The following is a 14,249-nucleotide window of genomic DNA, read 5'->3' on the forward strand; positions in this document are numbered from 1 at the left end:
GGAGACGCGACACCTCGCCGCCGGCACGCTGCCGGCAGCGGGGTATCGCGGTGTGTGGGGTCAGACGCGGGCCGGGCGCTGGATGGCCATGGCGCATCCCATCGAGACCAGCACGGCGACCACTGCCAGCAGCAGCATCCCGCCGAAGCCGCCGCCGGCGGACTCGATCAGCATGCCGCTGACCACCGGCCCGATGGCGAAGCCGGTGCCGATCATCAGGTTGGTGGAGTTCATCACGTGGCTGCCGCCGATGTCGGACAGGGATGCGAGCAGGTACGGAAGGATGAAGGTCCAGGCGAACTTGAAGACCAGGGCGGCGAGCGCGAAACGGATGAGCCCCGGTGCACCGAACAGCAGCGCCACGCTGCCGCCCAGCGCCAGGTAGCCAATCAGCAGGAACCATTTGCGCTTCGGGCTGTCGCCCAGGAAGGTTGCCACCAACGGCGCCGCGATGCCCGGAATGGTGGCTATGGCCAGCACCAGGCTGGAGGTCGCCAGGTCGATGCCGGCGCCGCCGGAAATCTGTGCCATGAAGGACCACACACCGCTGAGGCCGATGTAGAACAGCAGCACGGCGGCCAGGCCGATCACGAACTTAACCCTGGACGCCGTCGGTGCGGGGCTCTGCTCCGCTGCAGGGATATCCGCTGTGGCCTGGGCATTTGATGCTTCTCGGGGACGACGCAGCAGATCGCCGTCGATCATCCGCACCACAGGCAGGCAGCAGGCCGTGAGCGCGGCCATGGTCCAGTAGATGGCGGAAACGTCGGCATCGGCATACAGCGCCGGGAACGCGAACAGGATGACTGCACCCATCAGCAGTTGGAACACCACAAAGACGCCGAAACCGCGGCTGGGGTTGGCCGTTTTCCCGCTCAGCGTCAGGATGATGACCGTAATGGATCCGGCCGCCAGGGACGTCACCACGCGCACCAGTACCAGGAGCGCGAAACTGTCCAGGAAGCCGGACACCAGATTTCCGGCAATCGCGATAGCGGTGCATACGTAGGTGACCGTCCTGAGGTTCAGCCGGTTAAGCCAGAGGTAGGCCGGCACGGTGGCCAGGCTGAAGGCGCCGAGCTCAAGCGAGAACAACATGCCCAGCTCTGTGGGCGTCAGGCTGTACTGCGCGATCAGCTTGCCGGCGATGACCGGGGCGATCAGCAGGACCATGTAGAGAACCGCGCTATAGACGGCGATGTAGGTGTAGATTCCGCGGTCGGTGCGGGCGGCGGGCCGCGCGGAAGTCAGCGTAACGGACATCGGTGTCCTTTCGGATTGTATGAAAGATCCGATGGCTCCAGTCGGCAGGCCGGCCGAAGCCATCAGGGTGATTCGGAGGTTTGGCGATACGCGGTGGTCAGGCGTTGGCCTGTTCCGCCTCCGTCGCAGCGCTTTCGGCTGCGGCGGCGTCGTAGACCTTGCGTCCGGCAAACCAGGTCTGCCGGGCGCTGATGTAGCGCACTTCATCGATGGGGACGTCGTAGGGATTGTTGTTCAGCACGATGAAATCAGCGGACTTCCCCGGGACGAGTGAGCCGGTGACGTCATCAAGGCCCATCGCCGCGGCCCCGGCCGAGGTGTAGGTGCGGATGGCCTCATCCAAGGTGATGGCTTGCTCTGGCCACAGCGTTCCCGGGAATTGGCCGGTGGGGTCCTGCCGGGTCACCAGGCCGTAAATGCCTTCCCACGCGTTCGGCGAGACGCTGACCGGCCAGTCCGAACCGCCGGCGATCCGGGCACCTGCATCGAGCAGGCTTCTGTTCGGCTGCATCTTTGACGCTCGATCCGCGGGCAGCACGGCAGCGATGGCCTCGGAGATCACGCCGGGGAACCAGAGCGATGGCGAAATATCGGCCGTCACATCCAGCCGGGCAAAGCGTCCGATGTCGTCCGGATGCACGAACTGGCCGTGCGCAATGTGGTACTTCGGCTCGGTGTAGCCGGCGGCCCGCACCTTCTCGACGGTGTCCAGGACCAGGCGGACTGAGGCGTCGCCGGTGCAGTGGATCTTGGCGGAAATTCCGCGCGAGGCTGTACTCATCAGCCATTCCTCCAACTCCGCCGGATCCATGGTGGTGCCGCCGCAGTGGCATTCCGGGAAGCCGGCCACCGGCAGATACGGCTCGATGAAGGCTGCGGTGCCGGCCGGCGGAACGCCGTCGAGGAAGATCTTGATGAAGTCCGGCCGGTGGTGGCGCGACCGAGTCTCTTCACGGTGGGCAATGATGCCTTCGCCCAAGGGCTGGGTGCCGAAAATGAAATCGTTCGCCTGCATGGAGGAGACGACCCAGGCGTGCAGTTCGCCGTCGTCATCCAGTTGCTTGAGCGCACGCATGAGCGGGAGCGACGCCGCTGCGTCCTGGAACCCTGTGACCCCGTAGGAATGCAGGATTTCGATACCGCGCGCAGCAGCTTGGGCCAACTGCCCGGTGCTCACCGGCTGCAATGCGGCCAGTGTCTGCTCCACGAGCACACCGCCGGCCTCGATCAATACCCCGGTAGCGGCTCCGGACCCATCCCGCAGGATCTGCCCGCCGTCGGGATCGGGCGTGGCGGCTCCAATCCCGGCCAGCTCCAGGGCTCGCGAATTGGCCCACCGGTTGTGCTTTGAATCGTCCTTGAACAGGGCAGGGCGGCCACCCGTTGCCGCATCCAGCCGTGCCAGCGCGTCCGCCGAGTTCAGCTCGGTCATCAGGCCGGACCCCCAGCTTCCACCGACAACCCACTCGTCCGGTCCAAGTCCCGCCGCATAGGAGGCAATAGCTGCCAGGAAGCCGTCCAGGTCGAGCGTGGGAGGCGCGTCCAGTTCAAACAGATCCATCTGGCCGGCGATCATATGGTGGTTGTGGACATCCATCAGGCCCGGCATGACGAAGGCGCCCGCCAGGTCCACGGTGAGGGTCTCCGGCCCGCGAAGTCCCTCGGCCCGTTCCCCGATCGCTTGAATTAGGCCACCGCGGACCGCCATCGCCGTGGTGCGGGGCACGTCCGCATCGAGGGTCTCAATCGTGCCGTTGACCAGCACCACATCCGCAAACTCTTGGGCCACGCCTTGCTCCTCGTCGTTGAATCGTTTCGGTCGATCGAGCATCAGAGTATGTGTGACGCGAGCCATTCGGCTTGACTCTCAGAGCATGACGTTTGATTTCTACTGCAGGAGAATTACCCCGGAACTTGGTGGACCGTGAACCTTCCGGCCGTCAGGCACCTGGTGTGAACCTTCCGGCTGATACACGCGTCTCTATGGATGACGGCGGGTACACCGAGGGCCGAGGCACCTTCACACACTGTCCTGTTCAACAGCACAGCCTGCTCTCCCGGAACACCCGCCGTCATCAGGTTTCGCCAGCACTGTCGGGGAAGGTCAGCCCATGAGTCTCGATGCCGGTCCAAGCAGACGCACACTGCTAGGTGTTTCCGCGGCGGCCTGTTCCGCCTGCGTCCTGGCGGCCTGTGCCCCCTCGGGAAGCGGCAGCGGCGAATCCGCGACGGGCGGCGGCCAAGGGTCTTCGGCGCCCAGTGCCGCCAGCGGCACACCGGTGCAGGTCCTCAAGCTTGCGGACGTTGCTGTCGGGGACAGCGCGAGCGGTGAGGCCAACGGGCAGAAGTTGCTGGTCTACCGACCGGATCAAGAGACGGTGGAGGCCTTCAGCGCCATCTGCACGCACCAGGGCTGCACGGTGGCGCCGGCGGGCGCCGAGTTCCATTGCCCCTGCCACGGCTCTGTCTACAGTGCCCAGGACGGCACGGTGCTGGACGGACCGGCACCTAAACCGCTGCCGCGCTATACCGCCGCCATCGACGGCGACTGGATCACCGTCACGCTGTGAATCCGCCGACTGTTCCCCCGGCTCCAGCGGTTCGGTTAGAAAGATGCAAGGAACTTCCGGAACAATAATCGACATGACTTCCTCGCAGCCTTCCCGCAGAGCCGTCCTGACTGTCACCACTGCCGCCGGTTCGGTGGGCGCGCTCACCGCCTGCTCGCCGTTCCAGGACTTCACCGGCGCGCAGGGCGCTGACCCATCGCCTGTCGCCACCGATGGGACGCCGGTAAGGGTCGGCAAGCTCAGCGACGTGCCGGTCGGCGGCAGCGCCAGCGGTGAGGCGAACGGGCAGAAGATCCTCGTCTACCGCCCTGATGAGACGACGGTGCTCGCGTACAGCGCGGTGTGCACCCACCAAGGCTGCGCCGTGACCGCCACGGACAGCGAATTCGCCTGTCCGTGCCACAACTCCACCTTCGCGCTCGAGGACGGCACGGTGACGGGTGGTCCCGCACCGGCACCGCTCCCCCGTTACGCGGCTGCCATCGACGGCGACTGGATCACCGTCACGGCCTGAATTCCCTTAGTGCCCCTTAAACGCCTCGGCCAGCCACCAGGAGCCGCCGTCGGAGGCGATCTTGGCGTCGATGACCAGGGGCCGGGTGGGCGAGGACGCCAGCCAGCCGGACACACCGGCGAGGTCGTCGAGGGTGCGCACTGTGATGCCGTCGGCGCCGAAGCCGCGGGCCATCGCGGCGATGTCGGTGTCGGGGAAGGTGACCGTTGACAGGTCGACCGGAGCACCGCCGTCGTTGTTGCCGAAGTGGTGTACCTCGGCACTGTAGGCGGCGTCGTTATAGACGATCACCACCAGCGGCAGGCCGAGCCGGACGGCGGTCTCCAGCTCCGCAATCGACATCAGGAACCCGCCGTCTCCGGTGCCGAGGACGGGCAGCCGGTCCGGACGGGCCAGCGCGGCACCGATCGAGGTGGCCAGGCCCAGGCCGATGGACTGGAAGGCCTGGGTGAAACAGAATCCAAACTCGTCGGGTACGTCCAGGTACTGGCTGGGGTAGCCCATGAAGTTGCCGGAATCGATGGAAACTATCCGGTCGGCCGGCAGCAGCTGGTCCAGCCGGCCGGTCAACAGCCGCGGATCGATCCGGTCCTCGGTCGACAGGTCCTCGACCGCGACATCGTGCCAGCGGACGCCGGTGCTGATGCGGTCCCGGACCGGCCCGGTCCGGTACTTGGCGGCGGCGGGGCCCCGTCCGCGCAGGATGTCCAGCACCGCCCCGGCCGTCTGCCCGCTGTCCCCCAGCACACCGAGATCCACCGGCCGGTTGGCGCCGAGGGCGGAGTCCTCCACGTCCACCTGCGCCACCTTGGCCCCGGCACCGATCAGGGCTCCCTGGCGCATGGTCCACATGTTCAGCGTGCAGCCGAATCCGACAATCAGGTCCGCTTCCGAGATCAGCTCCGCGGCCACCGGCGAAGAGAAGCCGCCGGAAATGCCCAACGAGAACGGCTCGCCGTTGAACAGGCCCTTGGCCACCGCCGAGGTGGCCAAGAGCGCGCCGGCCTGGGCGGCCAGGGCGCGCAACTGGTCGCCGGCATCGCGCGCCCCGCGGCCGGCCACGAAGACCGGACGATCCGCGGCGGCGATCAGGTCGGCGAGGGCTTCAGCCGCGGAGCCCGCCGGCCTGACCGGCAACGGCGCGGAGACGGTGGCGGCGGCGCCGTTCTCCGTGCCTCCGGGGGCCGGCTGGGCCTGCACGTCCAGCGGCAGGTTCAGCACCACGGTGCGGCGTTCATTCATTGCCGTGCGGTAGGCCCGGACCGTGTCAGCGACTGCGCTGGCCGCGGAATGCACCCGCTCGGATACTGCGCCCACGCTGCGGGCGAAGCCGGGCTGGTCCATGGCGAAATTGGAGCGGACCGCTGAGCCCGCGGTCTCGGCGGCCAACACCAGCATGGGCGTCCGGGACTTGGCTGCCTCGCCGATCCCGGTGGCGGCATTGGTCAGCCCGCATCCCTGGTGCACCGAAACGACGCCGAGCCGGCCGGACATCCTGGCGTACGCGTCCGCCATGGTGGCCGCTCCGCCTTCATGCCGGCTGGCTGTGAAGGGCACGCCGGCGGCCTTCAGCGCATTCGTGACCGCGAAATTTCCGCTGCCCACCACACCGAAGGCGTGTCCGGCGCCGAGCCCGGCCAAAGTCTGGCCGACTAGTTCGGCGATGGTGCGGGGCGCGTGCATGCGGCACTCTCTTTCACGATGAAGCTTCACGTTGCGGGTATCTGAAGGCGGCGCGTGAACTGGCCGGTGCGCGGCAGTGCCGGCCTAGCGCTCCACCATGGCGAAGATCCGGGCCGGGCTGCCGGTGCCACCGACAATCGGCAGCGGCGCCACCACGATCACCGCGCCCGTGGTGGGCAGCTGCGCCAGGTTCTGCAGCGAGGTGATGCCGTACTTGTTGTTGCCCATCAGGTAGTGGTGCATCGGGAAAATCGGGTCCAGCGCACCGGCGTTGCCGGCGTCGATGCCGACCGTCTCCACGCCGACTCCGGAAATTTTCGTCTCCTCGGCCAGCCACCGCGCGCACTCAACGGTGAACCCCGGAGTGTGGGAACCGGCGTCGTCCGCGTTGAGGAACTTCTCCTGGTCCTGGGCGTACGCATCCCAGCCGGTGCGGAACAGCACCCAGGCGTTATCCGGGATGGGACCGTGCTGCTCTTCCCAAGCCCGGACGTGGCGGACGTCCAGCAGGAAATCCGGGTCCGCGGCCGCTTCGGCGGAGAAATCCAGCACGACGGCGGGGCCCACCAGCCGCGGCAACGGCAACTGGGCGACGTCGTCGCCGTCGCGGCCGGTGGCCCAGTGGATGGGCGCATCAATGTGCGTGCCGATGTGCTCGCCGGTGTGGATGTTCTGGTGTTTCCACATTGGGCCGCGATCGTCATAGGCCGCGATCTCTTCGAGGCTGAAATCGATCAGGTTGGCGAACGGGTCCGGCAGCCGCAGCGTGGGCGTCTGGGCGGACAGCTTGTTGGTCAGGTCGATCAGCTCGATCCGTCCGGTGGACAGCGAGGAGAGCAGGTCGGTCAGTTGGCTCATGGACGTCACTTTCGTCACGGCAGACCACCTTCAACGCACAGTTGCTGCTGGGTGCGAGGAACGGAAGGTCATGCGGCGGTAGGTCGGCGCCCGCGACTTTGCGGCCGCTCATTGCCTATATCTTGCCCCTCCCGGGGCGTCGATGCTTGTGTTACGCCCGTCATCCCGCGGCGGGCGTAACACCAGCAGACATCAGCAAGGCCGGCGTCGGCCCGGCGCTCCGGTTGTTGCCGCTGGCCTGGACGTTAGAACAGGGCCGCCTTGGGCACAGCCGGGAAGATCCCGTCCAGCTCGGCCAAGTCGTCGTCCGTCGGCCGCCAGCCTGCCGATTCGGCGTTCTGCCGGATCTGCTCAGGCTTGGTGGCGCCGGCAATCACCGATGCCACGGACGGCCGGGAGGCCAGCCAAGAAAACGCCACCTCAATCTCCTGCAGCCCACGGGCGGCGGCGAAGCGTGAGAACGCGCCCAGCTGTTCCCAATCCGCGTCCTTCAACAGATTGGTCCGAGAGTGCGTCAGCCGGCTGCCCTCCGGCGCCTTCCCGTCCTTGTACTTGCCGGTCAGCAGTCCGTTGGCCAGCGGGAAGTACGGCAGCACGCCCAGCCCGTAGGCTTCGGCGGCGGGCGTGACTTCGAGTTCCGCCCGGCGGTCCAGCAGGTTGTAGTGGTTCTGGCTGGAGACGAACGGTGTGTAACCGCCCATGCGGGCGGTGAATTCGGCTTCGGCAATCTGCCAGCCGGCCCGGTTGGAATGGCCGATGTAACGCACCTTGCCGGCACGGACCAGATCGTCCAAGGCGGACAGGGTCTCCTCGATCGGCGTCAGCGGGTCAGGAGTGTGGAACTGGTACAAGTCGATCCAGTCGGTACCGAGCCGGCGCAGCGACGCTTCGGCGGCCTTGACGATGTAGCGCCGCGAGCCGCGTGCGCCGAAGTCCTCGCCGTTGGCACCATGCATGTCCATGCCGAACTTCGTGGCCACCACCACGTCCTCGCGGCGGCCGCCGAGCGCCTTGCCCAAGAACTCCTCGCTCAGCCCCGGGGTCTTCCCATAGGTGTCGGCGACGTCGAAGAGGGTCACGCCGGCGTCGAGCGCAGCCTTGACCACGGCATCCGTGCCCTCTTGGGTCTCCGTGGGAGTGTTCGAGCGGCCCAAGTTGTTGCAGCCCAGCCCTACGGCGGAGACTGTCAGTCCGGACTTGCCAAGGCGGCGGTATTCCATCGATACATCCTTCTCGGTTGAGGTTTGTGGCCCGCCTCAGATCCTACCGGGGCGATCCCGCCCGTGATTTTCGGCACGTCACGCAGGGGCCGTCGGCGTTGCCGCTTCTGCCTTTAGGCACCGCTGCACATATGATCGAACCCATGGCCAAAGTTCTGACTTCCCTTCCCGTCGGCGAACGCGTCGGCATCGCCTTCTCTGGAGGACTCGACACGTCCGTTGCGGTTGCGTGGATGCGCGACGGCGGAGCCGTGCCCTGCACCTACACGGCCGACCTCGGCCAGTACGACGAGCCGGACATTGACGCGGTGCCTGGCCGTGCCGCCGAATACGGCGCCGAGATCTCCCGCCTGGTGGACTGCAAGCCGGCCCTGGTGGAGGAAGGCTTGGCCGCGCTGGCCTGCGGCGCCTTCCACATCCGCAGCGGCGGACGTTCCTACTTCAACACCACCCCGCTGGGCCGTGCCGTGACCGGCACCCTGCTGGTGCGTGCCATGCGCGAAGACGGCGTGGACATCTGGGGCGACGGCTCCACCTACAAGGGCAACGACATCGAGCGCTTCTACCGCTATGGCCTGCTGGCCCATCCGCGGCTGCGCATCTACAAGCCGTGGCTGGACCCGCGCTTCGTCTCCGAACTGGGTGGCCGCCAGGAGATGTCCGAGTGGCTGACCGCGCATGACTTCCCGTACCGCGACTCCGCCGAAAAGGCGTACAGCACCGACGCGAACATCTGGGGCGCCACGCACGAGGCCAAGACCTTGGAGCACCTGGGCACCAGCCTGGAAGCAGTTGAGCCGATCATGGGCGTGGCCTTCTGGCGCGAGGACGTCGAGATCGCCACTGAAGACGTTGCCATCCGCTTCGAGGCCGGCCGCCCGGTGGCGATCAACGGCACCGAGTTCGCCGACGCCGTCGCCCTGGTCAACGAGGCCAACGCCATCGGCGGCCGGCACGGCCTGGGCATGTCCGACCAGATCGAGAACCGGATCATCGAGGCCAAGTCGCGCGGCATCTATGAAGCTCCGGGCATGGCACTGCTGCACATCGCCTACGAGCGGCTGCTCAACGCCATCCACAACGAAGACACCGTGGCGAACTACCATGCCGAGGGCCGCCGTCTGGGCCGCCTGATGTACGAAGGCCGCTGGCTGGACCCGCAGTCGCTGATGCTGCGCGAATCGCTGCAGAAGTGGGTCGGTTCCGCTGTCACCGGCGAGGTCACGCTGCGCCTGCGCCGCGGCGAGGACTACACCATCCTGGACACCACCGGGCCGGCGCTCAGCTACCACCCGGACAAGCTCTCCATGGAGCGCGTGGGCGACGCCGCCTTCGGTCCGCTGGACCGCATTGGCCAGCTGACCATGCGCAACCTGGACATCGCCGACTCCCGCTCGCGGCTGGAGCAGTACGCCACATTGGGACTGGTGGGCGGCCCGACTGCCGAACTGGTCGGCGCACTGGAGGCCGGCGGAGCCACCGAGATTGCAGACACTGCGGCGCTGGCCCCGGCAGACCGTGCAGCCGACGAGGCGCTGGACCGCGCCGCGTTCGACGCCGGAACCGACTGATCCGTACGGTCCCGACGCGAGAACGTCGCGAGGACCACGGCTAAGGCCCGGCGCCCCTAGGGTGCCGGGCCTTTCGCGTGTTTGCCGCCCAGTCGCCGGTTGGGCAACCGGTCCTTCGACGGCCGGCTGTCAAGAGCCGGGGCACCGAACGCCTAAACTGGTCGGGTGCCACTTCGCTCTCCTTATCAGCTCGTTGCTACTCCTCCCACCGTCGATGACTACATCAGGGTCAGGACAGGCAGCGGACTGTCGCACAGGACTCCGGAGCAGGCGGCAGCGGCGATCGCGGGGTCATGGTCATTCAGGCAGGTGCTGGGTCCGGACGGCCAACCGGTCGGGATGGGCCGCATCATCGGAGACGGCGGCTGGTACTTCCTGATCGCAGACATGGCCACCCTGCCGGAACACCAACGCTGCGGTATCGGCGGTGCTGTGCTCGATGGCCTGTTGGACGATATCCGCACCCGCGCGCCCCGCGGCGCTTACGTCAGCCTCACGGCAGATCCGCCCGGCCGCAGGCTCTACGAGTCACGGGGTTTCACCGACCTCGGAGCATCCGCAGACGCCATGCTCCTCTACACCTGACGCTGCGGTACCGGCCGGCCGAGCGGCAAGGGGCCGGCAGCGCTAGCGGCTGTACCGGCCGTCTGCACGGCATGGGGTCGGCTGCGCTGGCTGGCAGCGCTTAGCCACGGCCGCATGGCACAGTGGTTGGGTGGCTTTCTCCCGAACCGAACTGCTCAGCTTCCAGAACGCACGTGTCCCCGATCTGCTGGGCCCGGGCCTCCGCCTGCTGTTCGTCGGCATCAATCCCGGCCTATGGTCGGCTGCCACCGGTTCGCATTTCGCCCGACCCGGCAACCGGTTCTATCCTGCCCTGGCAGCCGCCGGCATCACCGATTACCTGATCCGCGCCGGCGACGGGATGGCGGAGGAGGACCGGAACCACCTGATCGCACGCGGCGTCGGCATCACCAATATCGTCCCGCGGGCCACGGCCAGGGCGGACGAGTTGGAAGCCGAGGAACTCCGGACCGGAGCCCGGCGCCTCGAGGGGATGATCGAAGAGCTGGGTCCGCGGGTCGTGGCGGTGGCAGGAGTGACGGCCTACCGAGTGGGCTTTGGGCAACCGAAGGCGCAGCTGGGCCGCCAGCCGGAGCGGATCGCCGGGGCCGAGCTCTGGGCGGTGCCGAACCCGAGCGGCCTCAACGCCCACCACAACCTGGCGACCCTGGCCGCGGTGTACCGCGAAGCTGCCCTTGCCGCCGGCATTGTTCCGGCAGGGCCGGCGTAGCGCCGCGCTGCGAGCTGCCGGCACCAGCGTCAATGTCAGCGCGGCGCCAGCGTCGAGTGGCGGTGTCAGCGCCGGCGTAACGCTGCGTTGCGAGCTGCCGGGTCCAGCGTCAGGTGCCGGTGCGTCAGTGCCGGCGCCAGTGTCAGGGCCAGCGCAGTGTCAGTGACGGGTGTCCCAGTCAGCCCAGGCTGAAGGCTGCCTTGGCCGGCAGAGGATGCTTTTGCTTCACGGCGGCGAGATTGTCGTGCGGGGCAACCCCGATGCTGAGCTTGGTGTAGTCCAGTTTGGCTTCGCGGAGGCAGACCTTCAGGCCCGCCACGGCTTTGGCCGCGTCCGGAGCCATCACGTAGATGTTGAGCTTGTGCGGGACAAACTCGGTCCTCTCCACGGTGCCGAGCCCGCGCCAGGCGAAGTACTCGGTAATGGTGCGTTTGGCCTTGTCTTCCAGGTAGCGGTCGCGTTCGCTGCCGGCGGCCGTCTTCAACGCGTACTGGGCCACCACCCAGGACTGCTCCCCCGGCGCAAGCTCCGCATAACCGTCTTCCGTGCATTGGGCAGCAAAGGCGTCCATCAGCGACTCGGCGCCCTCCGCCGTGACATTCTTGCTGTCCTGTGCGGTGCTCTGGTGGCCGACCGTTCCGTGGTTGACCACGAACTGTCCGTAGTCTTCGTCGAACCACGCCTCGCGGAAGACCAGCGCGCCGTCGTCGTTCTTCTTGTAGACCCGAAGAAAACTCATGTCCGTCCTTTGTTCAACCACGTCAGGGCCGTTCCATCGAACGGCGCGGCCTCTGCCAAAACCTGCTCGTAAAGCGCGCGGCAGCTGTCCTGTATCTGTTCGGCCAGCGCTTCCGGATAGTCCATCGTCACGCGATGCTCGGCGAACTCATCCTCGTCGTCAACATACACGCGGCCCGTGACCGAGCGGATCACGTCCAGGTCCATGTCCGTGACCTGGACTTCCCATCCGGCGGGCAGCAGCGGGTCCACCCGGATGCCGGTAGCCAGGTCAATGTAGATGCGGAAGTCCCCGGGATAGGTGTCGTCGTAGAACGTCGCCACAAAATCGCCCTCGCGGGGCAGCAACTGTACGGCGTCGGATTCGGCGAAGAATGCGACGCCGGGCCGAGCCACAAAGGAGCCGGCCGGCTGGAAAATCCAGTCGCCGTACGAGTCCGATCCCAGGTACGTCCCGGGCACCAGCCAGTGCGCACTGCGGTTGTATTTCCAGTTGCGGAACACCACCATGTCGCCCGGCTGAGCCTGGGCCGGGATGCGCCTGTTCACTGGATCTTGGGTAGCTGGCCGGTCGGCAGTTCCTGGCCGGGCAGCGGGCGCGCGAACGGCACCTTGGTGCCCAGCACCTGCGCGACCGTGTCTTGGGCCACCTGCTGTGCGGTCAGGCCAACTCGTTCCAGCACTTCGGCGCGCGTTCCGTGGGCCAGGAACTCGACCGGCAGCCCCACCTCGTTCAGGGCGGTGTCCACTCCGGCGGCGCGCATCTCCTGGCGGATCCGTGATCCCACGCCGCCGGCCTTGACGCCGTCCTCTATCACGACGACGATCCGGTGCCGGGCCGCGAGTCCGATCAGCGACGGCGCCACCGGCAGCACCCAGCGGGGGTCCACCACGGTGGAGCTGATGCCCTGTGCGCCCAGGCGGTCGGAAACGTCCAGCGCCAACTCGCTCATCGCACCTACGCTGACGATCAGCACGTCGTTTTCCATCGGCATGGTTCCGCCCGATGGCCGGCGGGCGAGAACGTCCACCCCGTCCTTGAGCCGCTCGATGGCCTCGACGTCCGGCCCCACGGAGCCCTTGGAGAAGCGGACCACGGTGGGCGCGTCGCTGACGGCTACCGCCTCGCGCAGTTCTTCCTTCAGCCGGGCGGCATCCCGCGGTGCTGCCAGGTGCAGGCCCGGCACAACCTGGAGCAGCGCCATGTCCCACATGCCGTGGTGGCTGGGGCCGTCGGGCCCGGTCACTCCGGCACGGTCCAGCACCACTGTGACGCCGGCCTTGTGCAGCGCGACGTCCATCAGCAGCTGGTCGAAGGCCCGGTTCAGGAAGGTGGCGTAGAGGGCCACCACCGGGTGCAGTCCGCCGTAGGCCATTCCGGCGGCGCTGGTCAGGGCATGCTGCTCCGCGATCCCGACGTCGAAGACCCGCTCCGGGTGCTTGGACGCGAATTTCTGCAGGCCTACCGGAATCAGCATGGCACCGGTGATGCCGACGATGTCCCGGCGTTCGTCGGCAATATCGGCAATCTCGTCCGCGAAGACGGAAGTCCAGGACTTCCGGCCGCCGGACTCCACCGGCTCGCCGGTCTCCGGGTCGATCACGCCCACGGCGTGGAATTGGTCCGCTTCATGGGCGCGGGCGGGCGCGTAGCCTCGGCCCTTCTCGGTCATCGCGTGGACAATCACCGGCCCGCTGTAGTTCTTGGCCTGGGACAGCGCCGCTTCCACCGCCTCCAGGTCGTGCCCGTCGATCGGTCCGATGTACTTCATGCCGAGGTCTTCGAACAGGCCCTGAGGCGCCCACCAATCCTTGATGCCCTTCTTGGTGGCGTGCAGGCTCTTGTAGGCGAATTGGCCCAGCGGCCCGCCAGACTGCAGCTTCCGTTTCCACCAGTCGAGGGTGCCTTCATAGGCGCGGTGGGTGCGGACCCGGTCGATGGTGGTCCGGCGCAGCGCGGCCAGTTGGTCGGCCAGCCCGCCGATGGTCGGCGCATACGAGCGCCCGTTGTCGTTGACCACGATCACCACGCGCCGGTCCCGGTCCGCGGCGATGTTGTTGACGGCCTCCCAGGCCATGCCGCCGGTCAGGGCGCCGTCGCCCACCACGGCGACGACGTAGCGGTCGCCCTCGCCGGTCAGTTGGCGGGCGCGGGAAATTCCGTCGGCCCAGGACAACGACGACGACGCGTGCGAGCTTTCCACGATGTCGTGCACCGATTCGGCGCGGTCCGGATAGCCTGCCAGTCCGTCCTGCTGCCGGAGCGTTGCGAAGTCCTGCCGTCCGGTGACCAATTTGTGCACGTAGGACTGGTGGCCGGTGTCAAAAACTATGCTGTCGTGTGGGGAGTCAAACACGCGGTGGATTCCCAGGGTCAGTTCGACAACGCCCAGGTTGGGGCCCAGATGGCCGCCGGTCTGTGCGACGTTGGTGATCAGGAACTGGCGGATCTCCTGGGCCAGGTCCTGCATCTGGACCATGTCGATCCGGCGGAGGTCGCGCGGCTCGCGGATGGTCTCAAGCAATCCCACAGAGCAG

The 14,249-nt window shown here is 67.3% G+C and carries 13 protein-coding genes; 5 read left to right on the plus strand and 8 right to left on the minus strand.

Annotated features, from left to right (window positions below; all coding sequences use genetic code 11):
- Positions 1 to 60 precede the first annotated feature (60 nt).
- Both ACMX2H_RS08510 and ACMX2H_RS08515 read right to left on the minus strand, forming a co-directional pair.
- On the minus strand, positions 61 to 1,263 hold the full coding sequence (locus tag ACMX2H_RS08510) for an MFS transporter (protein ID WP_414960082.1): 1,203 nt from the start codon (positions 1,261 to 1,263) through the stop codon (positions 61 to 63).
- Between the two features lie 97 nt (positions 1,264 to 1,360).
- Entirely contained in the window at positions 1,361 to 3,094 is a 1,734-nt protein-coding gene (locus ACMX2H_RS08515) for an amidohydrolase (RefSeq protein ID WP_414960083.1), read from the minus strand.
- A gap of 280 nt (positions 3,095 to 3,374) precedes the next feature.
- Between ACMX2H_RS08515 and ACMX2H_RS08520 the strand changes: the two genes are divergently transcribed.
- Positions 3,375 to 3,833, plus strand: coding sequence for a QcrA and Rieske domain-containing protein (locus ACMX2H_RS08520; protein WP_414960084.1), 459 nt, complete (start codon positions 3,375 to 3,377; stop codon positions 3,831 to 3,833).
- A 73-nt stretch (positions 3,834 to 3,906) separates the two neighbouring features.
- The gene (locus ACMX2H_RS08525; RefSeq protein WP_414960085.1) at positions 3,907 to 4,347 is read left to right on the plus strand and encodes a QcrA and Rieske domain-containing protein; all 441 of its coding nucleotides are present in this window, start codon (positions 3,907 to 3,909) and stop codon (positions 4,345 to 4,347) included.
- Between the two features lie 6 nt (positions 4,348 to 4,353).
- Here ACMX2H_RS08525 and ACMX2H_RS08530 read toward each other — a convergent pair whose 3' ends face one another.
- The 3 genes from ACMX2H_RS08530 to ACMX2H_RS08540 form a co-directional block, all read right to left on the minus strand.
- Positions 4,354 to 6,030 carry a thiamine pyrophosphate-binding protein gene (locus ACMX2H_RS08530; RefSeq protein ID WP_414960086.1) on the minus strand — a complete coding sequence of 559 codons (1,677 nt, stop codon included), beginning with the start codon at positions 6,028 to 6,030 and terminating at the stop codon, positions 4,354 to 4,356.
- Positions 6,031 to 6,114: 84 nt separating this feature from the next.
- On the minus strand, positions 6,115 to 6,888 hold the full coding sequence (locus tag ACMX2H_RS08535) for a cyclase family protein (RefSeq protein ID WP_414960152.1): 774 nt from the start codon (positions 6,886 to 6,888) through the stop codon (positions 6,115 to 6,117).
- Positions 6,889 to 7,133: 245 nt separating this feature from the next.
- Entirely contained in the window at positions 7,134 to 8,108 is a 975-nt protein-coding gene (locus tag ACMX2H_RS08540; protein WP_414960087.1) for an aldo/keto reductase, read from the minus strand.
- Between the two features lie 143 nt (positions 8,109 to 8,251).
- Between ACMX2H_RS08540 and argG the strand changes: the two genes are divergently transcribed.
- The 3 genes from argG to ACMX2H_RS08555 all read left to right on the plus strand — a co-directional run bounded on the left by argG (position 8,252) and on the right by ACMX2H_RS08555 (position 10,973).
- On the plus strand, positions 8,252 to 9,679 hold the full coding sequence (gene argG, locus ACMX2H_RS08545) for an argininosuccinate synthase (protein WP_414960088.1): 1,428 nt from the start codon (positions 8,252 to 8,254) through the stop codon (positions 9,677 to 9,679).
- 165 nt (positions 9,680 to 9,844) lie between these two features.
- Positions 9,845 to 10,264, plus strand: coding sequence for a GNAT family N-acetyltransferase (locus tag ACMX2H_RS08550; protein ID WP_414960089.1), 420 nt, complete (start codon positions 9,845 to 9,847; stop codon positions 10,262 to 10,264).
- Between the two features lie 130 nt (positions 10,265 to 10,394).
- Entirely contained in the window at positions 10,395 to 10,973 is a 579-nt protein-coding gene (locus ACMX2H_RS08555) for a mismatch-specific DNA-glycosylase (protein ID WP_414960090.1), read from the plus strand.
- A 178-nt stretch (positions 10,974 to 11,151) separates the two neighbouring features.
- Here the strand turns inward: ACMX2H_RS08555 and ACMX2H_RS08560 are convergent, their stop codons facing one another.
- Genes ACMX2H_RS08560 through dxs form a run of 3 tightly spaced genes read right to left on the minus strand, consistent with a single transcriptional unit; the run spans position 11,152 to position 14,242 of the window.
- Entirely contained in the window at positions 11,152 to 11,712 is a 561-nt protein-coding gene (locus ACMX2H_RS08560) for a hypothetical protein (protein WP_414960091.1), read from the minus strand.
- Positions 11,709 to 12,260 (minus strand): DUF402 domain-containing protein, encoded by a 552-nt coding sequence (locus ACMX2H_RS08565; RefSeq protein ID WP_414960092.1) that lies wholly within the window; start codon positions 12,258 to 12,260, stop codon positions 11,709 to 11,711. The genes ACMX2H_RS08560 and ACMX2H_RS08565 overlap by 4 nt, the downstream gene beginning before the upstream one ends.
- The gene (gene dxs / locus ACMX2H_RS08570; RefSeq protein ID WP_414960093.1) at positions 12,257 to 14,242 is read right to left on the minus strand and encodes a 1-deoxy-D-xylulose-5-phosphate synthase; all 1,986 of its coding nucleotides are present in this window, start codon (positions 14,240 to 14,242) and stop codon (positions 12,257 to 12,259) included. Before dxs ends, ACMX2H_RS08565 begins: the two co-directional genes overlap by 4 nt.
- Between the last annotated feature and the right edge of the window lie 7 nt (positions 14,243 to 14,249).

The organism is Arthrobacter sulfonylureivorans (genome assembly GCF_047607445.1).
Lineage (GTDB): Bacteria > Actinomycetota > Actinomycetes > Actinomycetales > Micrococcaceae > Crystallibacter > Crystallibacter sulfonylureivorans_A.

What these genes read in the sequence shown, in the direction of transcription:
- ACMX2H_RS08510 (WP_414960082.1), bottom strand. Translation starts at nt 1,263, where the DNA reads ATGTCCGTTACGCTGACTTCCGCGCGGCCCGCCGCCCGCACCGACCGC.
- ACMX2H_RS08515 (WP_414960083.1), bottom strand. Translation starts at nt 3,094, where the DNA reads ATGCTCGATCGACCGAAACGATTCAACGACGAGGAGCAAGGCGTGGCC.
- ACMX2H_RS08520 (WP_414960084.1), top strand. Translation starts at nt 3,375, where the DNA reads ATGAGTCTCGATGCCGGTCCAAGCAGACGCACACTGCTAGGTGTTTCC.
- ACMX2H_RS08525 (WP_414960085.1), top strand. Translation starts at nt 3,907, where the DNA reads ATGACTTCCTCGCAGCCTTCCCGCAGAGCCGTCCTGACTGTCACCACT.
- ACMX2H_RS08530 (WP_414960086.1), bottom strand. Translation starts at nt 6,030, where the DNA reads ATGCACGCGCCCCGCACCATCGCCGAACTAGTCGGCCAGACTTTGGCC.
- ACMX2H_RS08535 (WP_414960152.1), bottom strand. Translation starts at nt 6,888, where the DNA reads ATGAGCCAACTGACCGACCTGCTCTCCTCGCTGTCCACCGGACGGATC.
- ACMX2H_RS08540 (WP_414960087.1), bottom strand. Translation starts at nt 8,108, where the DNA reads ATGGAATACCGCCGCCTTGGCAAGTCCGGACTGACAGTCTCCGCCGTA.
- argG (WP_414960088.1), top strand. Translation starts at nt 8,252, where the DNA reads ATGGCCAAAGTTCTGACTTCCCTTCCCGTCGGCGAACGCGTCGGCATC.
- ACMX2H_RS08560 (WP_414960091.1), bottom strand. Translation starts at nt 11,712, where the DNA reads ATGAGTTTTCTTCGGGTCTACAAGAAGAACGACGACGGCGCGCTGGTC.